Source organism: Kitasatospora sp. NBC_01539 (assembly GCF_045040525.1).
In the GTDB taxonomy this organism is placed as follows: Bacteria; Actinomycetota; Actinomycetes; order Streptomycetales; family Streptomycetaceae; genus Kitasatospora.
Genome location: NZ_CP109390.1, coordinates 1,701,966 through 1,724,939 on the forward strand (window position 1 = coordinate 1,701,966; position 22,974 = coordinate 1,724,939).

The 22,974-nt window shown below is 76.5% G+C and carries 24 protein-coding genes; 9 read left to right on the forward strand and 15 right to left on the reverse strand.

Annotated features, from left to right (window positions below; translation table 11 throughout):
• Positions 1-127: 127 nt before the first annotated feature.
• Both OG335_RS07145 and OG335_RS07150 read right to left on the reverse strand, forming a co-directional pair.
• A complete protein-coding gene (locus tag OG335_RS07145) occupies positions 128-454 on the reverse strand; it encodes a WhiB family transcriptional regulator (RefSeq protein WP_405010169.1) in 327 nt (108 codons plus the stop codon).
• A gap of 50 nt (positions 455-504) precedes the next feature.
• Positions 505-732, reverse strand: a complete 228-nt coding sequence (locus OG335_RS07150; RefSeq protein ID WP_405010170.1) for a DUF6458 family protein — start codon at positions 730-732, stop codon at positions 505-507.
• A gap of 256 nt (positions 733-988) precedes the next feature.
• Here OG335_RS07150 and OG335_RS07155 point away from each other — a divergent pair, with 256 nt between their 5' ends.
• A complete protein-coding gene (locus OG335_RS07155; protein ID WP_405010171.1) occupies positions 989-1,432 on the forward strand; it encodes an SRPBCC family protein in 444 nt (147 codons plus the stop codon).
• 120 nt (positions 1,433-1,552) lie between these two features.
• On the opposite strand, the gene OG335_RS07160 is transcribed toward OG335_RS07155, so the two are convergent.
• The 3 genes from OG335_RS07160 to OG335_RS07170 all read right to left on the reverse strand — a co-directional run bounded on the left by OG335_RS07160 (position 1,553) and on the right by OG335_RS07170 (position 4,190).
• Positions 1,553-2,578 (reverse strand): mechanosensitive ion channel family protein, encoded by a 1,026-nt coding sequence (locus OG335_RS07160; protein ID WP_405010172.1) that lies wholly within the window; start codon positions 2,576-2,578, stop codon positions 1,553-1,555.
• A 78-nt stretch (positions 2,579-2,656) separates the two neighbouring features.
• Complete coding sequence (locus tag OG335_RS07165) at positions 2,657-3,499, reverse strand: hypothetical protein (protein ID WP_405010173.1); 843 nt, start codon at positions 3,497-3,499, stop codon at positions 2,657-2,659.
• Positions 3,500-3,530: 31 nt separating this feature from the next.
• The gene (locus OG335_RS07170; protein ID WP_405010174.1) at positions 3,531-4,190 is read right to left on the reverse strand and encodes a hypothetical protein; all 660 of its coding nucleotides are present in this window, start codon (positions 4,188-4,190) and stop codon (positions 3,531-3,533) included.
• Between the two features lie 252 nt (positions 4,191-4,442).
• Here OG335_RS07170 and OG335_RS07175 point away from each other — a divergent pair, with 252 nt between their 5' ends.
• Positions 4,443-4,886: an SsgA family sporulation/cell division regulator gene (locus tag OG335_RS07175; RefSeq protein ID WP_405010175.1), complete on the forward strand. Its 444-nt coding sequence runs from the start codon at positions 4,443-4,445 to the stop codon at positions 4,884-4,886.
• 139 nt (positions 4,887-5,025) lie between these two features.
• Here the strand turns inward: OG335_RS07175 and OG335_RS07180 are convergent, their stop codons facing one another.
• Positions 5,026-5,919, reverse strand: a complete 894-nt coding sequence (locus OG335_RS07180) for an RNA polymerase sigma factor SigF (protein WP_405010176.1) — start codon at positions 5,917-5,919, stop codon at positions 5,026-5,028.
• A 648-nt stretch (positions 5,920-6,567) separates the two neighbouring features.
• Between OG335_RS07180 and OG335_RS07185 the strand changes: the two genes are divergently transcribed.
• Positions 6,568-7,848: an FAD-dependent oxidoreductase gene (locus OG335_RS07185; protein WP_405010177.1), complete on the forward strand. Its 1,281-nt coding sequence runs from the start codon at positions 6,568-6,570 to the stop codon at positions 7,846-7,848.
• 110 nt (positions 7,849-7,958) lie between these two features.
• Here OG335_RS07185 and OG335_RS07190 read toward each other — a convergent pair whose 3' ends face one another.
• Positions 7,959-8,489 (reverse strand): DUF4383 domain-containing protein, encoded by a 531-nt coding sequence (locus OG335_RS07190; RefSeq protein WP_405010178.1) that lies wholly within the window; start codon positions 8,487-8,489, stop codon positions 7,959-7,961.
• Between the two features lie 167 nt (positions 8,490-8,656).
• On the opposite strand from OG335_RS07190, the gene OG335_RS07195 reads away from it, so the two are divergent.
• Entirely contained in the window at positions 8,657-8,857 is a 201-nt protein-coding gene (locus tag OG335_RS07195; RefSeq protein WP_405010179.1) for a hypothetical protein, read from the forward strand.
• Between the two features lie 57 nt (positions 8,858-8,914).
• Here OG335_RS07195 and OG335_RS07200 read toward each other — a convergent pair whose 3' ends face one another.
• Positions 8,915-9,913 (reverse strand): MerR family transcriptional regulator, encoded by a 999-nt coding sequence (locus OG335_RS07200; protein ID WP_405010180.1) that lies wholly within the window; start codon positions 9,911-9,913, stop codon positions 8,915-8,917.
• A 187-nt stretch (positions 9,914-10,100) separates the two neighbouring features.
• Between OG335_RS07200 and OG335_RS07205 the strand changes: the two genes are divergently transcribed.
• Positions 10,101-10,394 (forward strand): DUF3040 domain-containing protein, encoded by a 294-nt coding sequence (locus OG335_RS07205; protein WP_405010181.1) that lies wholly within the window; start codon positions 10,101-10,103, stop codon positions 10,392-10,394.
• Positions 10,395-10,427: 33 nt separating this feature from the next.
• On the opposite strand, the gene OG335_RS07210 is transcribed toward OG335_RS07205, so the two are convergent.
• The 7 genes from OG335_RS07210 to sigK all read right to left on the reverse strand — a co-directional run bounded on the left by OG335_RS07210 (position 10,428) and on the right by sigK (position 17,475).
• Positions 10,428-11,177 carry a DUF1295 domain-containing protein gene (locus OG335_RS07210; protein ID WP_405015326.1) on the reverse strand — a complete coding sequence of 250 codons (750 nt, stop codon included), beginning with the start codon at positions 11,175-11,177 and terminating at the stop codon, positions 10,428-10,430.
• A gap of 56 nt (positions 11,178-11,233) precedes the next feature.
• Positions 11,234-12,505 (reverse strand): class I SAM-dependent methyltransferase, encoded by a 1,272-nt coding sequence (locus tag OG335_RS07215; RefSeq protein WP_405010182.1) that lies wholly within the window; start codon positions 12,503-12,505, stop codon positions 11,234-11,236.
• Positions 12,502-13,827: a class I SAM-dependent methyltransferase gene (locus OG335_RS07220; protein ID WP_405010183.1), complete on the reverse strand. Its 1,326-nt coding sequence runs from the start codon at positions 13,825-13,827 to the stop codon at positions 12,502-12,504. The genes OG335_RS07215 and OG335_RS07220 overlap by 4 nt, the downstream gene beginning before the upstream one ends.
• Complete coding sequence (locus tag OG335_RS07225; protein ID WP_405010184.1) at positions 13,824-14,615, reverse strand: DUF1365 domain-containing protein; 792 nt, start codon at positions 14,613-14,615, stop codon at positions 13,824-13,826. Before OG335_RS07225 ends, OG335_RS07220 begins: the two co-directional genes overlap by 4 nt.
• Positions 14,612-15,967, reverse strand: a complete 1,356-nt coding sequence (locus tag OG335_RS07230) for an NAD(P)/FAD-dependent oxidoreductase (protein ID WP_405015327.1) — start codon at positions 15,965-15,967, stop codon at positions 14,612-14,614. Before OG335_RS07230 ends, OG335_RS07225 begins: the two co-directional genes overlap by 4 nt.
• Before the next feature lie 180 nt (positions 15,968-16,147).
• On the reverse strand, positions 16,148-16,894 hold the full coding sequence (locus OG335_RS07235; protein ID WP_405010185.1) for an anti-sigma factor domain-containing protein: 747 nt from the start codon (positions 16,892-16,894) through the stop codon (positions 16,148-16,150).
• The gene (gene sigK, locus OG335_RS07240; protein WP_405010186.1) at positions 16,891-17,475 is read right to left on the reverse strand and encodes an ECF RNA polymerase sigma factor SigK; all 585 of its coding nucleotides are present in this window, start codon (positions 17,473-17,475) and stop codon (positions 16,891-16,893) included. The genes OG335_RS07235 and sigK overlap by 4 nt, the downstream gene beginning before the upstream one ends.
• A gap of 269 nt (positions 17,476-17,744) precedes the next feature.
• Between sigK and OG335_RS07245 the strand changes: the two genes are divergently transcribed.
• The 4 genes from OG335_RS07245 (at position 17,745) to OG335_RS07260 (ending at position 22,888) form a co-directional block, all read left to right on the forward strand.
• Positions 17,745-18,869 (forward strand): spore photoproduct lyase family protein, encoded by a 1,125-nt coding sequence (locus OG335_RS07245; protein ID WP_405015328.1) that lies wholly within the window; start codon positions 17,745-17,747, stop codon positions 18,867-18,869.
• 22 nt (positions 18,870-18,891) lie between these two features.
• Positions 18,892-20,430, forward strand: a complete 1,539-nt coding sequence (locus OG335_RS07250) for an SDR family oxidoreductase (protein WP_405010187.1) — start codon at positions 18,892-18,894, stop codon at positions 20,428-20,430.
• Between the two features lie 99 nt (positions 20,431-20,529).
• Positions 20,530-22,134 (forward strand): molybdopterin-dependent oxidoreductase, encoded by a 1,605-nt coding sequence (locus tag OG335_RS07255; protein ID WP_405010188.1) that lies wholly within the window; start codon positions 20,530-20,532, stop codon positions 22,132-22,134.
• A gap of 100 nt (positions 22,135-22,234) precedes the next feature.
• Entirely contained in the window at positions 22,235-22,888 is a 654-nt protein-coding gene (locus OG335_RS07260; protein ID WP_405010189.1) for a fasciclin domain-containing protein, read from the forward strand.
• Positions 22,889-22,974: the final 86 nt, after the last annotated feature.

The window sequence follows — 22,974 nt, forward strand, 5'->3', positions numbered from 1 at the left end:
CGTTCGGGGACGGCCACCGTCTGCCCCGGCCGGCCGCCTTCATGCGCCGCCGTTCCCGCCCGTGGCGGGCGGGCCGCGACGGCCCGTGGCGGCCCGTGGCGGCCTGCCGCGGCCTGCGGGCGCACCGTCAGGACCGGCGCGGCGGGGCCCCGGCCGCGGGCGCCGTCCGTGCGGCGCGCCGGCGCCGGGAGCGCAGGGCGCGGCGCTCGTCCTCGGTCGTGCCGCCCCACACGCCGTACTGCTCGCCCGCGGCGAGCGCGTACTCCAGGCACTGGCGGCGCACGGGACAGCGGGTGCAGACCGTCTTGGCGGCGGCGTCGCGGGCCTCGTGCGGCTCGCCGCGCTCACCGGCGGGGTGGAAGAAGAGTGCGGAGTCGCGCTCCCGGCAGGCCGCGCGCAGCTGCCAGCCGAAGGTGCGGTCGTACCGTGCGGCGGGACGGTTCTCGGTGTCCATCGGTGGTCCTTCCTCCGGGTGCCCGGGCCGAGCGGCGGGGGCGCCGCGGGTCACAGGCCGCGGGTGCGGCGCTCCTCGATGAGGGTCTCGTCGAGCGGGCGGCCGACGACGAGCCGGCGGCGGCGCAGCACCCCGGCGTAGACGACGACGCCGAGGAGTCCGGCCGCCATCAGCACGACGCCGATGACGTCCAGGTTGACGCCGGAGAGGTGCCAGTCCACCCCGAAGGTGAGGATGGCGCCGACCGCGAACAGGATGATGCATCCGCCGATACCCATGGTGGTGTCCTCCGTCGTTGCTCCGTACGGCCCGCCGTCCGCGGCGTGCCGGCGCGGCTCGTCTACCCCCGGTCCGCGGCCGCACCCGGTCGGTGCGCGGGAAATCCCGGCCTTTCCGGCGCGCGCGCAGGCACGGCGCGGAGGTGCGGCGCGGGGACGTACGGGCCGGGGAGGTGTGCGCGGCGCGGGCGCGGACAGACGACGGACGGACGGTCACCGCGTGGTGACCGCAGGCGTGGTGCGGAGGTGACGAGGGATGACGATGGTCGAGGAGTCCGTCGAGGTCGGCGCGCCGGTGCCGGTGGTGTTCGGCCGGTGGACGCGGTTCGAGGAGTTCCCGCTCTTCGTCCGGGGCGTCCTCCAGGTCGACCGGCCGGAGCCGGACCTGACCCGTTGGACGGTCCGCGCGGGCGGGTCGACCCGGGAGTTCGACGCCAGGATCACCGAGCTGATACCGGACGAGCGGGTCGCCTGGGCGTCCGTGGCGGGCGATCTGCGACAGGCCGGCGTGGTGACGTTCCATCAGCTGGAGGACGACCGCACGAGGCTGATGCTCCAGCTCTACGTCGAGCCGCACGGCCTGGTCGACCGGGTCGGCGACGTGCTCGGCTTCGTGCACCGGCGGGCCCTGGACGGCCTCGCGGACTTCAAGGCGTTCGTGGAGGCGGGTGCGGCGGCCGGGCCCGCGGCCGCCCCCTGAGCGGGCGGCGGAACCGCACGACGACGGCCGGGGGCCGCCGACCACGACGGTCGGCGGCCCCCGGCCGTCGTGCGCGGGTGCAACAGCGCGGGTGCAGCAGCGCGGGTCAGGCGGCGCGGATCAGGCGTCGACCCGGTCGAGCGACACCCGCGGCAGCGCCTCCGGGTAGTGCTCGCGGAGGTGGCCGATCAGGCGCTCGCGCACCCAGCAGCGCAGTTCGAAGGCGTCGGAGGCGCTCCGCGCGGTCATCAGGGCCCGCACCACGATCGTGCTCGGTGTGGTGTCCACGACCTGCAGCGCACTCCCCCGGCCGTCCCACCAGGCGCACTCCTTCAGCGCCCGTTCGAACTCCGCGCGGAGCTCGCCCATCGGCGTCCGGTGGTCGAGGTGCAGCAGGGCGGTGCCGGTGATCGCCGGGTCGCGACGCGACCAGTTCTCGAACGGCTTGCCGACGAAGTACGAGACCGGCATGACGATGCGCCGCTCGTCCCAGGTGGCGATGACCACGTAGGTCAGGGTGATCTCCTCGACGGTGCCCCAGTCGCCCGCGACGACGACCTCGTCTCCGAGTCGCACCATGTCGCCGAAGGCCAGCTGCACGCCGGCGAAGAGGTTGGCGAGGGTGCTCTGCGCGGCGACGCCGACGACCAGGCCGAGGATGCCCGCGGACGCGAGCAGGCTCGCCCCGACCGAGCGCACCGCGGGAAAGGTCATCAGCGCGGCGGCCAGCGCCAGCACGGCGATGCCCGCCTCGGCGAGCCGCCGCACCATGCCCGTCTGGGTGCGCACGCGGCGTATCCGCGCGGGGTCGCGGCGCTCGGTGGCGTAGCGGGCGGTCGAGGTGTCGATGAGCAGGGCGACCACGCGGGCCAGCAACCACGCCCCGGCGACGATGGCGAGCAGCACGAGCCCGTGGCGCAGCGGCCCGTGCACGGCGCGCGGCAGGCCGGAGGCGGGTTCGGCCGCGAGGAGCAGCAGGGCCCCGGCGGTGAGCAGCACGGGCACCCGGCAGGGGTGCAGCAGGCCGAGCAGCGGGCCGGCGGCACGGCGGCGCGAGAGCAGCCGCACGACGCGGTCGAGCAGGACGACGGCGAGCACCACCGCCGCCAGCACGACGACCGGGCGGAGGACGGTCCACAGCGGCATGGTTCTCCTCTCGTAGCGGCGGCCCGCGCACCCCGGCGATCGGTGCCGGGGACGCGGGCCGGGTGGAACGCGGACGGGTCAGGCCGCGAGGAGGCGGTCCAGCACGGTGCGGTAGTCGCGCAGGGCGAGCCGCAGTTCTTCGGTGTCGGACCCGGTGCCGACCGGGGCGCCCTCCTCCGCGTGCAGGCTCTCGCGGCGGCGCCGGACGGCCTCGGTGACGAGGTCGGCGACCTTGGCGACCAGGGCGTCGGCCCGTTCGACCGCACCGGCCGGATCGTCGACGAACCCGGACTGCACGGCCTCCCACTCGGCGGACATCACGTCGACCCGCTCCGGGTCGAGCCAGCCGCCGAAGCCGCGGCCGTCCTGCCGGTCGCCGACGGCGATCGCGGAGCGGCCGGACCCGGTGGACCCGGTGGACCCGGTCGCCGCGGTGGCCCCGGCGGCTGCGGCGGGCGCGGTGACGGGGCTGCGGGGGGCCGGCACGACAGCGGGCTTGCGGAGCGCGGCCGTGGCCTGGGGCTGGTCCGCCGACGGCGAGTCCGCGCCCGGCCCGCGGGGCGACGGCACCCGCTCGGCCTCCCGGGACGTACCGTGCGCGGCGTCGGGCCCGGTCTCCCGTCCGGCGCCGTCGGCGGTCCGGCGGGCGGGATCGGCCACGGCCCCACGGCCGGTGGTGTCACGGCCCGCGCCATGGCGCTCGGCGTCGGTGCGCGTGGTGTCGGCGCGCGTGGTGTCGGCGCGTCCGGTCCCGGTCGGCTCGGAGCTCCCGGCAGCGCGGTCGGCACGGTCGGGGCGGTCGGCACGGTCGGTGGTGCGTCCGTCGGCGGTACGGGAGTTCGCGGCCTCGGCGAAGCGGCCGGGTGCGGGCTGCGTCCGGGTGCGGTCGGTCTCCTCGGAGGTCGAGCGGTCGTCGTTCATGTCGCTCCTTCGGTCGGCGCGGGGTGGGTGGTCAGTGGGTGACGGGACGTCGGCCGCGCGGGGCGGCCGGCGCCGGGCGGGTCGCCTCGGCGGCGCCCGGCGCCGCGTCGTCCGCGGTCGGGGAGTCCGTCCGGCCGGCGGCCGGACGGGGGAGGTGGCCCTGCTCCAGGACCTCGCGGGTGAGTGCGCGGGTGGCGAGCAGCGAGGCCCGCAGCTCCTCGGTGCCCGTGGCGGTGCCCTCCGCGGTGTCGGCGGGGGTCCCGGAGGCGGCGCGGGCCGCCCGGTAGTCGGCGACGCCGGAGGCGTGGTCGACCGAGAGGGCCTCGATCCGGCCCTTCTCCGGGTAGCCGATGCGGTCGAGGACGCGGTGGAGCAGCCGTTCGGCCTCGGCGGCGGCCCGCATCGGGTCGTCGACGAAGAGGCTCTGGAGGCTGCGGATCTCCGCCTCGGCGGCGGTGCGCTCGGCCGCCGGGAGGGCGGTGAGCTTCAGCCCGCGGTGCAGCGCGAGCCGGTCGGCGAGTTCGTGCTCGGCGCGGGCGACGTCGCCGCCGTGACTGCTGACGGCCCGGTCGTACTCGGGTCCGAAGCGGGCCCGCAGCCGGCGCGACCTGAGCCGGCGTCGGGCGGGCGGCACCGCGGCGAGCGCGGCGACGGCGAGGAGGGCCACGAGGGCGATGACCACGGGTGACATGGGCGCTCCTTTCCCTTTCGGGTTCGTCCGGGGTACCTGCGGGCTGCTCCGGGTGTCCCGGGTGCGGAGCCGTGCACCGTGCGGTGCCGGCTCGTCAGCCGCCTTGCCGCTGCGGGCGGATGCAAACGCGTCGGTCCGGCGGTTTCCGGGCGCCGCCCGGGATGCGCGAGGACCGACCGCATGGACACGGACGGCCCGGGCAGGCGCCGGGGTAACCCGCACCGCCACGCCCATCGGAGGAGTACGGCAGCCATGGTGGAGACCATCGAACGGCACACGACCGCACGGCTCGGCGAGCTGCGTCCCCGCAGGGTCCGGGTGGTGCTGCGCTACCGCACGGACGACCCGTACGCGGTCGGGCTCTGCTTCCCCGGGCCCGCGCGGCTGACGGAGCACCTGGTCGTCGCGGACGGCGGCGCGGCCGACGACGGACGGCGCTGGACGGTCGGCCGGGACCTGCTCGCCGACGGGCGGCGGCGGTACTCCGGCGAGGGCGACGTACGGGTGCGCCCGGACGGGCCGGACGGCGTGGTGCTGGAGTGGTTCTCGTCCGGCGGGGTCGAGGTGGTGCGGCTGGGCGCGGCCGATCTCGGCGTGTTCCTGGAGTCCACCTTCCTGGCGGTGCCGCCCGGCACCGAGTCGGACCACGTGGACTGGCCGGCCACGCCGGAGGAGTTCCTGCGGCGGATCTTCTGACCGCCGGCTCCCGCGCCGCCCGGGAACGCGCCGGTCCCCGGACGGCGCGGGCCGTCCGGGGACCGGGGTGGTGCGGGTGCGACGCCACCCGGGTGCAAACGCGGTCCGGGTGCGGGCGTCGGGGATCAGGCGTCGGGGATCAGGCGTCGGCGCCGAGCAGGCCTTCCCGCAGCGTGCCGAGGATGCGGGCGAGCAGGCGCGAGACCTGCATCTGGGAGACGCCGAGCCGGGTGCCGATCTCGGCCTGCGTGAGCTCCTCGACGAAGCGCATGTGCAGGATGGCGCGGTCGCGCTCCTTGAGGGAGCCGACGAGCGGCTTGAGCGCCTCGATGTTCTCGACCTTCTCCAGGCCGGGGTCGGGGCGGCCGAGGCGCTGCAGCAGGGAGCCGTCGCCGTCCTCGCCCTCGGCGCCGAGGTCGAGCGAGCCCGCGGTGTGCGCGTTGCGGGCGATCATGCCCTCGCGCACCTCGTCCTCGGTGAGGCCGAGGCGTTCGGCGAGCTCGGCGGGCGTGGCGGGGCGGCCGAGCGACTGCTCCATGTCGTCGCCGACCTTGGCGAGGGCCAGGCGCAGCTCCTGGAGCCGCCGGGGCACGTGGACGGCCCAGGTGGTGTCACGGAAGAAGCGCTTGATCTCGCCGAGGATGGTGGGCACCGCGAGGGTCACGAACTCCACGCCGCGGTCCGGGTCGAACCGGTCGATCGCCTTGATCAGGCCGACGGTGCCGACCTGGACGATGTCGTCCATCGGTTCGCTGCTCTGCCGGAACCGCTTGGCGACGTAGCGGACGAGCGAGAGGTTCAGCTCGACCAGGGTGCCGCGGACGTACGAGTACTCCGCGGTGCCCTCCTCCAGGGTGCGGAGGCGCGCGAAGAGGCTTGCCGAGAGTGCCTTGGCGTCGGCCGGTGCGACCGCCGACGGGTCCTCGATGCGGGGTCCGCGCGGCGCCGGGACGGCTGCGCCGGCGTGGTCGGAGCCCGTACCCGCCGGGGTCGGTCCGGGCGCGATCGTGGACCGTTCACTCATCACTGCCATGGCCATTCCTTCCGTGGGGTCGTCGGCGGCTCGTGTGCCCGGCCTTTTCGGGCTCAGACACCCCGACCCCGATCCACCCGGAAGGATTGCCATACCTTCACACAGTAAACACAACCGGCAGGCTTCCTCCAGAAGCCCGCCGCCGGGAGCGGGTGCGCGGACCGGTACCGGGACCGGTCCGCGCGAGCAGCGGGTACAGACCATACGCCGCTCCCCCGCCACCCCGTCCAACCGCTCCCGACCCGGCCTCTCACCCCACCGCACCGGACCGCCCGCACCGGCGCACGGGAACGGGCCCGCGCCATCCGCAGCGCGGGCCCGTACGACCCACTTCCGGACCCGTCCCGGAAACCCGGCTCCGCTGCCGGGGGAAGGGCGCGGACGCTGCGCGCCGGCGCCCCTCCGTACGGGCCCTCACCCACCGCCAGCCTGCCTCCGCCGCCGCGCACCGGCAGCCCGCATCGATGGCGCAGCGTTCGCCGCGGACCGGGTGCCCGCCGGGCCGGGCCCTGCGCGCGGCAACCCCGCCGCCCGGGCCCGAGGCGCTATGACTGGAGCCACCGGGACCACGGAGCCCAACCGCTCCCGCGCACCCGACCCGCGGACGTGCACGGCACGCCGCGCAACCGTACGGACAGAGGAGGACCGGTGGCGACGGAGCCCTCGGTGGACGCGGTCGTCGTCGGCGCGGGTGTCGCCGGGCTCGCCTGCGCGCAGGACCTGACCTCGGCGGGCCTGCGCGTCCGCCTCCTGGAGGCCTCGGACGGCGTCGGCGGGCGGATGCGCACCGACCTGGTGCGGGGCTTCCGGCTGGACCGCGGCTTCCAGGTGTTCAACACCTCCTACCCGCAGGTGCGGCGGCGTGCGGACCTGCGGGCGCTGCGCCTGCACGCGTTCACGCCCGGCTTCGTGCTCGCGGGCTCCCGCGGCCGGTACCGCTTCGCCGACCCGACGCGCCGGCCCGGCCAGGCCGCCGACCTGCTGCCGGGCCGGATCGCACCGCTGCGCGACACCGTGGCGCTCGGTCTGCTGAGCGCCCGCGACATGCTGGCGCCCGCCGCCCTGCTGCGGCGCGGCCGCGACGTGCCGGTGCACGCCGCCCTGACCTCGGCGGGCCTCTCCGACGCCACCGTCGACGCGGTGCTGCGGCCGTTCCTGGCCGGGGTCTTCCTGGAGGAGGGCCTGGAGACCTCGGGCCGCGTCTTCCACCTCGTGTGGCGGAGCATGCTGCGCGGCACCCTCTGTCTGCCGCAGGCCGGGATCGGCGCCGTGCCGGAGCAGCTCGCGGCCGCGCTGCCGCCGGGCACGGTGCGGCTGGAGGCGCCGGTGGCCGCGCTGACCGACGCGGGGGTGCTGCTCGCGGACGGCTCGGAGGTCGCGGCGCCGCGCGTCGTCGTCGCCGCGGACGCCCCCGCCGCGGCCGGGCTGCTGCCGGGCCTGCCGGTGCCGCCGGGCCGGGCGGTCACCACGCTCTACCACGCGGCCCCGGCGTCCCCGCTGGCCGAGCCGACCCTGGTCGTCGACACGGACGGCCTCGTGCTCGACACCGTCGTCCTCACCGAGGTGGTGCCCGGCTACTCGGCCGACGGGCGGGCGCTGGTGTCGACCTCGGTGCTCGGCGGGCCGGCCGACGAGCCGCGGGTGCGGGCCCGCCTCGCGGAGCTGTACGGCACGGACACCGCGGGCTGGGAGCACCTGGCGGACCGTCACATCCCCTACGCGCTGCCCGCGATGCCGGCCCCGCACCCGCTGAGCCGGACGACCCGGGTGGGGCCCGGCCGGTACGTGTGCGGCGACCACCGGGGCACGGGCTCGGTGCAGGGGGCGATGGCCTCCGGCGCCCGGGCGGCCCGCGAGGTGCTGGCCGACCTCGCGCGGCCGACGGCCGCGGGGCCGGCCCCCGCCGTCCACGGAACCGGCGGCGCCTGAACCGCCCGGACCGCCTGTACCCCGGCGGTGGCCGGGGTGCAGGCGGTCCGGGTACGGCGGTCGGAGGCGGTCAGGGGGTGCGGTCAGGGGCGTGCGGTCAGGGCGTGCGGTCAGGGCGTGCGGCCGCTCAGCCGGGGCACCGCCGGGCCGGCCGCGGCCCGCGCCGCCGCCGCGTGCTCGGTGTCGGCGTGGCGGGTGCGCCAGTACGGGTTGTCGTGCGGCAGTTTGCTGCTCACCCGGCCGTACATGCCGAAGGTCGCGATGACGAAGCCCATCACGAAGCTGAAGATCACGTTGGGGATGCGGAACGCCAGCAGGTTGGCGTCCGAGTCGAGCAGCGCCAGGTTGGCGAAGCCGCTGAGCACGAAGAGCACGCCGACGACGATGTTGATCGTCGAGGCGGTGTTGCCGCCGATCACGGCGCCGGCGATGAGCACCACCGCGAAGACCACGGAGATCAGGCTCAGCAGGCCGTTGCTGGAGAGTCCGGCCACCTGCTCGCCGCTGGTGCTGAAGAAGGACAGGCCGTCGGCCAGGCCGAGGCAGCCGAAGACCAGCAGCACCGCTCCGCAGAGCCCGGCGCCGATGCGGTAGACCTGTGCCAGCCGGTGGTCGACGGGGAGTTCGTCGCGGAGATCCATGGCCGTGCTCCCTTCGGGATGCGGGACGCGCCGTCCCGTGACCATCCTGAGTGGCACGCACCCGAAGCCTCAGTCGCACCGGTGGCGCATCGTTTCCGGCCTGTCGCGCCGCCCACCGGTCCGGTCCCGGGCACCGCTCCGAGGAGAGAGGAAGGGAGGTGGACACGATGGACGAACGAACCGCACGCGCCGGCCGCGAGGCCCTCGTGGAGCTCATATGCCGGGCGGTGCGCACCGGCGACGGACGCCGGGTCGACGCCCTGCTCACCGTGCTGGAGGCGGTCGCCGACACCCCGCTGCTGGACCGCCTCGCCACGGCCCTCGACGGGCTCGCGCTCGTGCCCCCGGCCCGCGCACCGGCCCGCTGAACGGCCGGCCCGGACCACGAGGTCCGCCGGGCACGTCGAGACACCACCGGGCGCGCGTCAGGACAGCGCCAGGGACGACAGCACGGCCAGCCCGTCCGCGAGGGTCCTCGGCCGCACCGTGCCGGCGATGCGGCCCGTACCCGCCCAGCCGGGACCGGCCAGCAGCACCGCCGGGCGCGCCCGCGCACCGCGCGGCCCCCAGGCGGTCGCCGCGGCGAGCTGCGCCAGCCGGACGTCGGCCGTCCCCCGCGACTGCGACCACACCAGCACCGCCGACGGGCCGATCCGCCGGACGGCCTCGGTCAGCGCGTCCGCCGGCACCGCCGGCCCGAACATCCGGAACGGCACCCCGCGGCCCGCCAGCCCCGCCGCCACCGCCTCCACCGGCAGCGAGTGCAGCTCGCCCGGCATGCAGGCCAGGAGCACCGGGGCCGTCGGCACCGCCGGATCCGTGCAGCGGGTGATCCGCCGCAGCGCCCCGGAGACGTGCCAGGACAGCAGGTGCTCCACCTCGACGTAGCGCTCGCCCTCGGCCAGCCACTTGCGGCCCACCGCGCGCAGCGCGGGCATCATCACCTCGTCCCAGGCGGTCACGAGCCCGAGGTCCTCGACGGCCCGGTCCAGCATCCGCTCGACCGACGGGGCGTCGAGCCGCACCGCGGCCCGTCCGAGTCCGCGGCACTCGGGCCGTACGGTGCCCAGCGGCAGCGCCCGGCTGCCGCCGGACTCCCGCGGTTCCGGGCCCGTGCCCGCGCCCGTGCCCGAGCCCGAGCCCGTGCCCTCCGGAGCCGCCGGGGCGAAGCCCTCCAGGGCCAGCCGGGCCGCCTCGGCGGGCGGCACCCCGCGGGCGGTGAGCCGGCACATCGCCTCCAGCACGGCGACGTCGCCCGGGCTCCACCGCCGGTGCCGGCCGGCCTCGTGACCGGTCGGCCCGATGCCGTACCGCCGCTCCCAGGAGCGCACGGTGGTGGGCGAGACGCCGAGCCGCCGGGCGACTCCCCCGGTCGTGATGCTCGCCTCCGCCAGGGAGGTCGAGAGGTCGCTGGAAGTCTCCACGCCCGCACCGTACGCCTGCCGGCACCCCCGCCGGGGCGGAACACGCACGAACGGTGCACAGGCGCTGCGAGACGCGGCCGGCGCGGCCCGGACGGACGGTGGGGGCAAACCCCCCGGGCGGTGGACATCCCGGCGCCGCCCGGGGCGGTCCGTGGAAGTCCGGGGCGGCGCGAGGAGGTCGTCCGCCGTGACCGTCGCCGTTCTGACCGCGCAGGAGCGGTCGGCCCTGGCCGAGATCGAACGCCGCGCCCGCCTCGCCGACCCCGCGCTCGACCGCAGGATGCGGCGCCACCGCGGGCGCCCGGCCCTGCTGCTGTGGCGGCCGCGCGTACTCGCCGCGGTGATCGCCGCGCTGGCCGCGACCACCGCCGGCTGCGTCCTCCTGGCGGCCGCGGGCGTCCCGGAGGCGGCGCTCCCGGCCATGGCCGCCGCGGCCGGCACCGCGGCGGCCTTCCGCCGACTCGCCCGCACCGTGCCCTGACCCGCAGGGCCCTGACCTGCCGGGCGCGGCCGGTCAGGCGCGGGACCGGCGGCGCGGCGGCAGCGGCAGGAAGCCGCTCGTCCGGGCCGCGTACGCGTCCCAGCCGGGCTTCGTCGACCCCATCTGGCGCTCCAGCATCGGCTTGCCGCTGCCGAAGGCCAGCAGGTACGTCATGAACACCGGGCTCGGCACGAACGCCCAGCCGACCGGTGCCTGCGCGACCAGCAGGAAGAGGCCCCACCAGACGCAGGCGTCGCCGAAGTAGTTCGGGTGCCGGGTGTAACGCCACAGGCCGCGGTCCATCACCTGCCCGCGGTGCGCCGGATCGGCCTTGAAGCGGGTCAGCTGCCGGTCGCCGACCGCCTCGAAGAACAGCCCGACCGCCCACAGCGCGGTGCCCGCCCAGGCGAGCGGCCCGAGCGCGTCGGGCAGGTACTGCGCGGCCTGCACCGGCAGCGACACGAACCAGACGATCGCGGCCTGCAGCAGGTAGACCGTGCGCAGGGCGAACCAGGTGCGCGGCCGCCCGGCCGGGGCGCGGGAGAGCATCCGGGCGTAGCGCGGGTCCTCCGCGGCGCCCCGGGCCCGCAGGCCGATGTGCGCGGAGAGCCGGAAGCCCCACACCACGACGAGCAGGGTGACGAGCAGGCGCCGGCCGTCGTCGCCGTGCCCGGCGGAGAGCCCGTACCCGGTCAGGGCGACGGCGGCGTACGCCAGGCCCCAGGCGACGTCCACGCCCCGGTGCCGGCCGGTGCGGACGCCGACGGCGAACGCCGCGAGCATCACCACCAGCACGGCGCCCAGGCTCGCCGCGAGGTTCACCGCGAAGGCCGCGCCGTTCACGTCGGCACCGCCGCGTACCAGCCGGCCGGGGTGGCGGGTGCTCCGGCCGCGCCGGTGTCGTCGGGCCGGACGGCGAGGATCTGGTCGACGCCCATCCGCCGCTCGGCGAACGCCAGCGAGCTGCCCGCGAGGTAGAGCTGCCACAGCCGCACGGTGGGCTCGCCCACGAGCGCGGTGAACTCGGCGCCGCGCTCGCGGAGGGTGTCGTGCCAGGCGTCGATGGTGCGGGCGTAGTGCTCGCGCAGGGCCTCCACCTGGCGCACCTCCAGTCCGGCGTCCTCCAGCAGGTCGACCGTCCGGCCGACCGGGCGCATGTGCATGTCCGGGGCGATGTACGTCTCGATGAACGCCCCGCCGCCCGGGGCGGAGGCCCCGCGGGACATCTGCTGGACGAGCAGCCGGCCCTGCGGGCGCAGCAGGCCGAAGAGGCGGGCGGCGAACGCCGGGTACTGCGCGTCGCCGACGTGTTCGCCCATCTCGACGCAGCTGACCGCGTCGTACGGGCCGTCGGCGATGTCGCGGTAGTCGCGCAGCCGGATCTCCACGCGGTCCCGGAGGCCGGCCTCGGCCACCGCGGCCGTGGCGTAGGCGTGCTGACGGCTCGACAGGGTGACGCCGGTGACCCTGGCGCCGTGGTGGCGGGCGGCGTGCAGGGCGAGGGCGCCCCAGCCGCAGCCGACGTCGAGCAGCCGGTCGCCGGGCCGCAGGCCGAGCTTGCGGCAGATCAGGTCGAACTTCGCGGCCTGGGCGTCGGCCAGGCTCTGCCCGTCGGCCGTGTAGTACGCGCAGGAGTACGCCATCGCCGGTCCGAGGAGCAGCGTGTAGAAGGCGTTGGAGAGGTCGTAGTGGTGGCTGATCACGGCCCGGTCGCGGCGGCGGCTGTGCGGCGAGCCGGTGACGGCGGCCCGGCCGCCGGGCGGGGCGGGGCGGGGCCCGATCGCGCCGAGGCGGGCGGCGGCGGCGAGCAGTCGCGGCCAGTCGCCGGGGGACGGGCGGACGGGCCCGCGGCCGACGAGGGCGTTGCGTACGGCGCCGAGGCTGGTGGCGAGGTCGCCCTCGACGTCGAGTTCGCCGGTGATGTAGGCGTCGGCGAGGCCGAGTTCGCCCGGCTGCCAGAGGAGTCGGCGCAGGGCGCGGCGGTTGCGCAGCACGACGGTGGGGGCGTCGTCGGGGCCCGTGGTGGAGCCGTCCCAGGCGCGGAGGCGGAACGGCAGCGGCGCGCCGAGGAGGTCGGTGAGCAGCGGGGCGAGGAGCGCGGCGGCGGTCATCGGGCGTCCTCCTCGCGGGTGAGCAGGAGCTGCTGGACGTCGAGGTAGCCGGTGCGGAAACCGGCCTCGGAATAGGCGAGGTAGAGCTCCCAGGTGCGGCGGAAGACCTGGTCGAAGCCGAGCGCGCCGACCGGGGCGGCGCGCTCGGTGAAGCGCTCGCGCCACAGGCGCAGCGTCTCGGCGTAGTGCGGGCCGAAGCCGTGGGCGCCGGTGACGCGCAGCGCGGTGTGCCGGGCGGTGGTCTGGTCGATCGCCCGCACGGAGGGGATCAGGCCGCCGGGGAAGATGTACTTGAGGATCCAGGTGTAGGTGTTGCTGCTGGCGATCATGCGGTCGTGCGGCATGGTGATCGCCTGGATCGCGACCCGGCCGCCGGGGGCGAGCACGCGGTCGATGGTGCGGAAGTAGACGGGCCAGAAGGGCCGGCCGACCGCCTCGATCATCTCGACGCTGACGACGGCGTCGTACTCGCCCTCGACGGCGCGGTAGTCGCAGAGGCGGACCTCGGCGCGGTCGGCCAGGCCGGCGTCGGCGATGCGGCGGCGGGCGAGGTGGAGCTGTTCCTCGGAGAGGGTGAGGCTGACGACGGTCGCGCCGCGGGCGGCGGCGCGCAGGGCGAGTTCGCCCCAGCCGGTGCCGATCTCCAGGACGCGGCTGCCGGGGCCGACGGCGGCGAGGTCGAGCAGCCGGTCGATCTTGCGGTGCTGGGCTTCGGGCAGGCCGTCCCAGGCGGCGGTGACGGTGCCGTCGGGGTCCTCCGGGAAGAGCGCGGAGGAGTAGGTCATGGTGCGGTCGAGGAACAGCGCGAAGAGGTCGTTGGAGAGGTCGTAGTGGTGGTGGATGTTGCGGCGGGCGTTGTCGGCGGTGCCGAGCTCCTCGGCGGGGGGCCGCTGCACGTAGAGGCGGCGCAGCCACTGGGCGCCGGTCGGCACGATGGTCTCGGGCGCGGTGGCGAGCACCGTGAGCAGGCCGACGAGGTCGGGGGCGTCCCAGTCGCCGGCCTGGTACGACTCGCCGAAGCCGATCAGGCCGGTGGCGCCGACGCGGTGCAGGAAGGCCTCGGGCCGGTGCAGGCGCAGCACGGGGGCGTCGGCCGGGGCCGGCACGAGGAGGCTGCCGTCGGGCATCTCGACGCGCAGGCCGCGACGCCGGGCGACACGGCGCAGCAGGCGTTCGGCGACGGCGGCGCGCAGCGGGCCGCGGGGCACCCGGGCGACGTCCGGCCAGCGGTCCGGGTCCACGGCGTGCGTGGCGGTCTCGGCGGGCGCCGCGGGCTGCGGCGGTACGGTCGTCGGGACGGTCTGGAGGGCGGGCCGGGTCACGGGGCGGACACCTCTTCGGGGGATGCGGGGACGTCGGTCTCGGTGGTGCGGGGGGCGGGGCCGGTCGGCGGCCGGGGGTGCACCGGCAGGCCGCGCAGGTACAGCCGGATGCCCTGGTAGCGGATGTGCAGGCTGACCGCGAGGGTCGAGAAGGGGTGCCGGGCGGCGGCCCGCAGCAGGGCGAGCGGTCCGGCGGGGGTGCGGCGGCCGTGCACGGTGGCGAGGAACGGGCTGCCGCCGTCGCGGTCCAGCCGGATGCTCAGGTCGAGCCGTTCGGCGGGCTCGGGGAGGGTCATCCGGTAGCGCCCGTCGACGGGGAGGAACGGGGAGACGTAGAACTCCTTCGCGGTCTCCGCCCGGCCGTCCGCGTCGGGGTGCAGCAGGTAGCGGTGGTGGCCGCCGTAGGTGTTGTGGACCTCGGCGACGGTGCACAGCGGCCGGCCGTCGGCGTCCCGGCACCAGTAGACGGTGAGCGGGTTGAAGACGTGGCCGAGGGAGCGGGCCTGGGTCAGCATCAGCACCCGGCCGTTGCCGAGGTCGATGCCCTGCGCGGCGAGGTGGCGGGCGAGGTTGGCGCGCAGCCCGGCGGCGGGGTCGCCGGGGTGGTCGGCCGCGCGGAAGCGGGCGAGCGGGCGCAGCGCCCGGGGCAGTTGCGGCGGCCGGTCGAGGTCGATCAGCCACAGGTAGGTGCGGTGGCGGAAGGCGTGCCGCAGCGGGGTGGTGCGGACGTGGGTGATCCGGCACTCGTAGAGGGCGGCGCCCCAGGGGCCGGGCGGGGCGGGGTTCATCGCACGCCCGCGTGGTGCGTGTCGGCGGTGCGGAGGCCCGCGGCGAGCAGTGCGGCGGCGGCCTGGACGCCGGAGCGGCAGCCGTCCTCGTGGAAGCCCCAGCCGTGGTAGGCGCCGGCGAAGGCGGTGCGGCCGGTGGAGAGGGCGGGCAGGCGGCGCTGGGCGGCGACGCTCGTGCCGGTGTAGATCGGGTGTTCGTAGACGGTGCGGGAGACGACGTGGTCGTCGGCGACGGGGTGGCGGTCCTCGTTGAGGGTGACGAGGTAGTCCTCGGCGGTGTCGAGGCCGAGGAGCCGGTTGAGGTGGTAGCTGACCTGCACGCCGTCGGCGGTGTCGTCGCAGTCGGCCATGCGGTAGTTCCAGGAGGCGCGGGCGCGGGGGGCGGTGGGCAGCCGGGAGGCGTCGCGGTGCAGCACGGTGGGGTTGCGGGAGTACCGGAAGGCGCCGAGCACGTCGGCCTCGGCCCGGGTGGGTTCGGCGAGCAGGCGCAGTGCCTGGTCGGCGTGGGTGGCGATGACGACGGCGTCGGCGGTGGTGCGGCGGCCGTCGGCGGTGGCGATCTCGACGCCGTGGGCGTGCCGGTGGACGGCGCGTACGGGGGTGTCGCGGTGCACCGCGGTGAGGCGGGCGGCGATCCGCTCGACGTAGGTGCGGGAGCCGCCGACGACGGTGCGCCACGCCGGCGAGCCGGTGACGCCGAGCATGCCGTGGTTCTCCAGGAACGCGAAGAGGTAGCGGGCCGGGTAGTCGCCGGCGAGGTCGGGGGCGCAGGACCAGACGGCGGCGACGACCGGGGTCATGAAGTGCCGGACGAAGTACGGGCCGAACCGGCCGTCGGCGAGGAAGTCGCGCAGCGACGGGTCGCCGGCGCCGGGGTCGGCGAGCAGCCGCCGGGCCCGGCGGTGGAAGCGCGGCACCTCGGCGAGCATCCGCAGGTAGCGGGCGTGGAGGAGGGCGCCGGGGCGGGCGACCAGGCCGGACGGGCCGCGGGCGCCCGCGTACTCGAGTCCGCAGCCGGCGCACTGCACGGACATGCTCATGTCGCTGTCGCGGGTCTCGACGCCGAGCTCGGCGAAGAGCCGGATCAGGTGCGGGTAGGTGCGCTCGTTGTGCACGAGGAAGCCGGTGTCGAGCGGCACGGTGCGGCCGTCCGCGCCGACGGCCTCCTGGGTGTGGGCGTGCCCGCCGAGCCGGCCGTCGGCCTCGAAGAGTTCCACGGCGACGCCGGCGCGCTCCAGCTCGTACGCGGCGGTCAGCCCGGCCACGCCGGCGCCGACCACCGCCACGGTGCGCCGGGCGGGGTCCCGCCGGGCGGTGCTGCCGTCAGCGGTGTGCGGGACGGTACCGGGCACTGTCACGAGGCCCCCTCCGGTGCGCGGGCCCGTACGCTGCCGGGCCACTCCTTGCCTGTCACCGGCACTTCGGAGCGGCGCGGGGGGTGGATTGGTCCGTTCGGCGGCGAGTTCCGCGGCGGACGCCGTCCGGGGCCGCGGGGCGCGGCGTGCAGCCGTGCCCCGCGGCCCGTGCGGCCCTCAGCTGAACGGCAGCAGCATCACCGGGTCGCCGCTCGGGTGGGCCGAGCCGCCCTCGGGCTCCACGGTGACGCCGATCCCGGCGGCCCCGTCGATCGGGCCCTGCAGCAGCAGCGAGCCGTCCGAGGCGGGCAGCAGGCCGGCGGGGCGCATCGTGCCGGCGTCGTTGAACCACACCTCGTACGTCGTGCCCTCCGGCAGCGCCGGCATGCCGGAGGCCAGGAACCCGGCCTGGCCGCGGCTCTCCGACCAGACGACGGTGCCCACGCCGGACCCGGCGGCGGCGGTCGCCGTCCGGGCGTCCGGTGCGGTGAGCAGGCCGGAGAAGCGGTCCTGCTGCTGCTGGAGCTGCGCGGCGCGCGCATCGGCGACCTCGGCCCGGTCGTGCTGCTGCACGGCGAGTCCGCCGAGGGCGGCCGCGAGCGCGACCGAGGCGGCGAGGGCGAACTTCGGCCACTGCCGGGCGAGCCGCCCGAGGCGGCGCCCGCCGCTCTCCGGCGCCGCGGTCGGCGGGGCGAGCTGGCGGACCGACCCGATGCCCGCCATCACCCGGGCCCGCAGCTCGGCGGGCGGCACGGCCGTCTCGGCCGCACCCAGCCGGGCCAGCGTCGCGGCGAACTCCCGGACCTCCTGGTCGCAGGCCGGGCAGGCGGCGAGGTGCCGTTCGAACGCGTCGCGCTCCGCGCCGTCGAGGGCGTGCGCGGCGTACGCGCCGGTCAGCGTGTGAAGATCGGCTCCGATGGTCATGCTCCCACCCCCAGGCAGTCGCGCAGCCGGATCAGACCGTCACGCATCCGCGTCTTGACGGTACCCAGCGGCGTGCTCAACATGTCCGCGACCTCACGGTACGAGTAGCCGCGGTAGTAGGCCAGGGTCACCGACTGGTGCTGCAGCTCGGTCAGCGTCTTCAGGCAGCGCCGCACCTGCTCGCGCTCCATCCGGCCCTCGACCTGCTCGGCGACCTCGTCGAAGGCCGGCATGTGCGACCGCGCGGCGACCCGCTGGTCACGGTCGGCGGCGGCCTGCGCCGCCCGCACGCGGTCGACGGCGCGGCGGTGCGCCATCGTCAGCACCCACGACATGACCTCGCCGCGCTCCGGCTGGTAGCGGGCGGCGGTCCGCCAGACCTCCAGCATGACCTCCTGCGCGACCTCCTCGGACTGCGCGGGGTCGCGCAGCACGCGGCGGATCAGCCCCAGCACCGGGCCCGCCACCGCGTCGTAGAGCCGGCCGAAGGCGTCCTGGTCGCCGAACGCCACCTGGGCGACGAGCTCCTGCAGGTCGGGGCCGCGCCGGTGCGGACCGGAGAGATGGACGACGGTGTTCAATGCGCCGCCCCCCGGGGTCGTGCGGCACCGGCCACCGGTCGTGCCGTGCGGGCACGCGGCCGGCCGGCGGGGCGGATGGCGGACATGGAGGACCTCCGTGAACGTGGTGCGGGCCGCGCCGGTGGACGGGAACGGCAGGAGTCGTCGGTACGTGGTGTTCGGAGCCGGCGCCCCGGCGGATTGCCCGTCCGGGGGAATTCCCCGCCGGAGTCGGCGACGCTGCCACGCCGGACGGAGAATGGACCAATCCGGCGGCCCGGCCGCTCCGGATCCCCCGGGACGAACCGCCCCGCGCCACCCCAGGAGGCCGCACCGTGCCCCCCGCACCCCGCCGCCCGCTCCCGCTGTTCGACGTCCGGGAGATCTACGCGGAACCGGCGGCCGCCGCCTCGCCCCGCGGCCGGCAGGTGCTGGAGCGCTTCCCCGGCGCCCGGGTGATCGAGGTGCCCTCGCACTGGCGGATCCCGCACCTGCACGGCAACGCCGGCAACGTCGAGCGGTGGGCCCGGGTCAAGAGCGAGGTCCTGGTGCTCGGCGTCAAGAAGTCGCTCGCCGCCCGGCCCAACGGGCGCTCCGCCGACTGGATCGCCCCCAGCTCCGCCAACGGCTGCGCCCTCGCCTGCGCCTACTGCTACGTGCCGCGCCGCAAGGGCTACGCCAACCCGGTCACCGTCTTCACCAACATCGACCGGATCGTCGCCTACCTCGCCGGCCACGTCCGCCGGCAGGGCCGCAAGCCCGCGCCGAACCAGTGCGACCCGCACGCCTGGGTGTACGACATCGGCGAGAACAACGACTGCTCGGTCGACGCCCTGATCTGCGACAACACCGCCGACCTCGTCCGGGCCTTCCGGCACTGGCCCACCGCCAAGGCGTCCTTCGCCACCAAGTGGGTCAACCGCGACCTGCTCGCCCTCGACCCGCGCGGCCGCACCCGCATCCGGTTCTCCCTGATGCCGCCCGCCGACGCCCGCCTCCTCGACATCCGCACCACCCCCGTGCCGGACCGGATCCTCGCCGCGGGCGACTTCCTGGAGGCCGGCTACGAAGTGCACTTCAACCTCTCCCCGGTCGTGCTGCGCGACGGCTGGCAGGCCGACTGGGCCGAACTGCTGCACCGGATGGACGACATGCTGCCCGCCTCCGTGAAAGCCCAGGCCGCCGCTGAGATCATCATGCTGACCCACAACCGGGACCTGCACGAGGTGAACCTCGGCTGGCACCCGAAGGCCGAGGACCTGCTCTGGCGGCCCGCCCTGCAGGAGGCCAAGAAGTCCGAGAACGGCAGCTGGAACGTCCGCTACCGGGCCGGCGGCAAGGCCGCCGCCCTCGACGTGCTCCGCACCCTGATCGACCGGCACGCGCCCTGGCTGAGGGTGCGGTACGCCTTCTGACCCACCCCCCCGGGAGAGCGCCATGCACGAGCAGCCCACGCAGGACCGTCCGCCGCAGGAGCCCGACGTCCCGCCCCGGCACTGCCTGGTCACCGGCGCGACCGGCTACATCGGCGGCCGCCTGGTGCCCGAGCTGCTCGCCGCCGGCCACCGGGTGCGCTGCCTGGTCCGTGACCCCGGGCGCCTGCGCGACCACCCCTGGCGGGCCGACGTCGAGACCACCACCGGCGACGTCACCCGGCCCGACACCCTCACCGGCGCCTTCGAGGGCGTCGACGTCGCCTACTACCTCGTGCACGCCCTCGGCACCGGCCCCGGCTTCGAACGCACCGACCGGGAGGCCGCCCGCGCGTTCGGCGCGGCCGCCGCCAGGGCCGGCGTCGGCCGCATCGTCTACCTCGGCGGCCTCACCCCCGCGGGCGTCCCCGCCGCCGAGCTCTCCCCGCACCTGCGGTCCCGCGCCGAGGTCGGCCGCATCCTGCGCGACAGCGGCGTCCCCACCGCCGAACTACGGGCCGCCGTCATCATCGGCTCCGGCTCCGCCTCCTTCGAGATGCTGCGCTACCTCACCGAGCGCCTGCCGGTGATGGTGACGCCCAGCTGGGTCGGCACCCGCATCCAGCCGATCGCGGTCCGCGACGTGCTGCGCCACCTCACCGGCGCCGCCCTGCTGCCCCCCGACGTCAACCGCGTCTTCGACATCGGCGGGCCCGACGTGCTGACGTACCGGGAGATGATGATGCGGTACGCCGCCGTGGCGGGGCTGCCCCGCCGCGTCATCGTGCCCGTGCCGGTGCTGACACCGCGGCTGTCCGGGCACTGGGTGGGCCTCGTCACCCCGGTGCCCAACTCGATCGCCCGGCCGCTCGTCGAGTCGCTGCGGCACGAGGTGGTCTGCTCCGAGCACGACATCGCCCGGTGGATCCCCGACCCCCCGCAGGGGCCGATCGGCTTCGACGAGGCCGTCCGGCTCGCCCTGCGCCGCATCCGCGACGCCGACGTCACCACCCGGTGGTCGTCGGCCTCACTGCCGGGCACCCCCAGCGACCCGCTGCCCACCGACCCCGACTGGGCGGGCGGCAGCCTCTACGAGGACGTCCGCGAACGCACCGTCGGCGCCTCCCCGGACGCCGTCTGGCGGGTCGTCGAGGGCATCGGCGGCGACAACGGCTGGTACTCCTTCCCCCTCGCCTGGGCCCTGCGCGGCTGGCTCGACCGCGCCGTCGGCGGGGTCGGCCTGCGCCGCGGCCGCCGCGACCCCGCCCGGCTGCGGGTCGGCGACTCCCTCGACTTCTGGCGGGTCGAGGAGATCGAACCCGGCCGGCTGCTGCGGCTGCGCGCCGAGATGCGGCTGCCCGGCCCCGCCTGGCTGGAGATCGGCGTCGCCCCCGACGGCACCGGCGGCACCGTCTACCGGCAGCGGGCGCTGTTCCACCCGCACGGGCTCGCCGGCCACGCCTACTGGTGGTCGGTGGCGCCGTTCCACGCCGTCGTCTTCGGCGGGATGGCCCGCAGGATCACCGAGAGCGCCGCCACCGGCACCGGAGGCCCGCCCGGCTGACTCCGCATCACCGCCGGTCGGCGCCGTCCCGGGTGAGCCTCCTTCACTCCTACGGGTGAGTCGGAGGATTGCACCAATCCACCGTGGCCACAGGGCCGAATGGGGGGTGTGAGCACCGAGGGAACACCCGACACCGAGCCGGCCACCGAGCCGCGCGGCCGCCGCACCCACGTGCTGCGGCTCGCCGCCGCAGCCGCCACCGGCCTGGCCGCCGCCGCGGCCGCCGTCGGCGCGGGTGAGCTCGTCGCCGCCCTCACCGGGCCGGACGCCTCCCCCGTGCTCGCCGTCGGCTCGGCCGCCATCGACCTGACCCCGACCCCGCTCAAGGAGTACGCGGTCCGGACGTTCGGCACGAACGACAAGCCGGTGCTGCTGGGCGGCATCCACCTCACCATGGCCGCCCTCGCCGCCGTCGCGGGGCTCGTCGCCCTGCGCCGCCCCGCCCTCGGCGCGGGCGTCGTCGGCGCGTTCGGCGCCCTCGGTGTGTGGGCCGCCCTCTCCCGGCCCACCGCGACCGCCGCGGACGCCCTGCCCTCGCTCGCCGCCGGACTGGTCGGCGCCGCCGTGCTGCACCTGCTCGCCCGGCGGCTGCGCGCCGCCTCCCCCCGGTCCGGGGCCCCGGCCGCGCCCGGCCCGGCCCGGCGCACCCTGCTCGCCGCCACCGGCGGCACCGTCGCCGCGGCCGCCCTGGCCGGGGTCGGCGGGCGCAGGCTCGCCGACAGCCGGCAGGACATCGGCGCGGCCCGCGGCGCCGTCCGGCTCCCGCCGCCGGCCCGGCCGTCCGCCGCCCTGCCCCGCGGCGTCCGCCCCGGGGTCGCCGGTCTCGCCCCCTTCACCACGGCGAACGGCGACTTCTACCGGGTCGACACCGCCCTGACCCTGCCCCGGATCGACCCGCGCCGCTGGTCGCTGCGGGTGCACGGGCTCGTCGACCGCCCCCTCCTGCTCTCCTTCGACGACCTGCTGCGGCAGCCGCTGGAGGAGCTCGACGCCACCCTGGTGTGCGTCTCCAACGAAGTCGGCGGCACGTACGCCTCCACCACCCGGTGGCTCGGCGTGCCGATCGCCGGGCTGCTGCGACGCGCCGGGGTGAGGCCCGGCGCCGACCAGCTGCTCGGCCGCTCGAAGGACGGCATGACCATCGGCACCCCGATGGACGCCCTCCTCGACGGGCGGCGCGGCCTGCTCGCCCTCGCCATGGACGGCGAGCCGCTGCCCGTCGCCCACGGCTTCCCCTGCCGCACGGTCGTCCCCGGCCTGTACGGCTACACGTCGGCCACCAAGTGGCTGGTCGACCTGGAGGTCACCACCTTCGCCGCCCACGACCCGTACTGGGTCAGGCGCGGCTGGGACCGGACGGGGACGGTGCGCACCGCCTCCCGGATCGACGTCCCGGCCCCCTTCGCCCGCGTCCCCGCCGGGGACGTGACGGTCGCCGGCACCGCCTGGGCCACGCACCGCGGCATCGCCGCGGTCGAGGTCCGCACCGACGGCGGCCCCTGGGCCGAGGCCCGGCTCGCCACCGACGCCGGCCCCGACCTGTGGCGCCAGTGGACGTACGAGTGGCGCGGGGCCCGGCCCGGCACCCGCCGGATCGAGGTCCGCGCCACCGACACCGCCGGCGCCGTCCAGACCGAGGCGCGCACCGCGCCGTTCCCCTCCGGAGCCACGGGCTGGCACAGCACCGTGGTGACGGTCACCTGATCACACCTGCCGTACGACCCACGCCGCCCGGACGACCGGCCCGGCGCCACCACCCCCGTGCCCGGAACCGGGCAGGGACCACCACCGAGGAGCACCCGTCATGTCCCGTGTCACCCGCCGCACCACGTTCGCCGCCCTTCTCGCCGCCGGCGCCCTGACCGTCGGCCTGACCGGCTGCAGCAGCGACAGTTCCTCCTCCGGCGCCAACGCCGCACCCGCCACCTCCGCCATGGCCACGGCGTCCTCGGCCGCCACGTCCGCCACCGCCGCGGCCATGGACGGCCAGCCGTTCGGCGCCGCCTGTGCCGCCGTGCCGAAGGACGGCAAGGGCAGCTTCTCCGGCATGGCGACGGACCCGGTCGCGACCGCGGCGTCCAACAACCCGCTGCTCTCCACCCTGGTCGCGGCCGTCAAGCAGGCCGGCCTGGTCGACACCCTGAACTCGGCGAAGAACATCACCGTGTTCGCGCCGACCGACGACGCCTTCGCGAAGATCCCGAAGGCCGACCTGGACGCCCTGCTCGCCGACAAGGCCAAGCTCACCAAGGTCCTCACCTACCACGTCGCGCCGGAGAGCATCACCCCCGCCGCCCTGCCCGGCAGCCACACCACCCTGGAGGGCGGCAAGGTCACCGCGACCGGCTCCGGCGAGGACTTCACCGTGAACGGCAACGCCAAGGTGCTCTGCGGCAACGTGCACACCTCGAACGCCACCGTCTACATCGTCGACACCGTGCTCATGCCGACCTCCTGACGCTCCGTCACCGACCGACCGCGGCCCCGGGCCGGCGCACCCCCGCGCCGGCCCGGGGCCACTTCGCCCCTTCCTTGTCCGAGCCC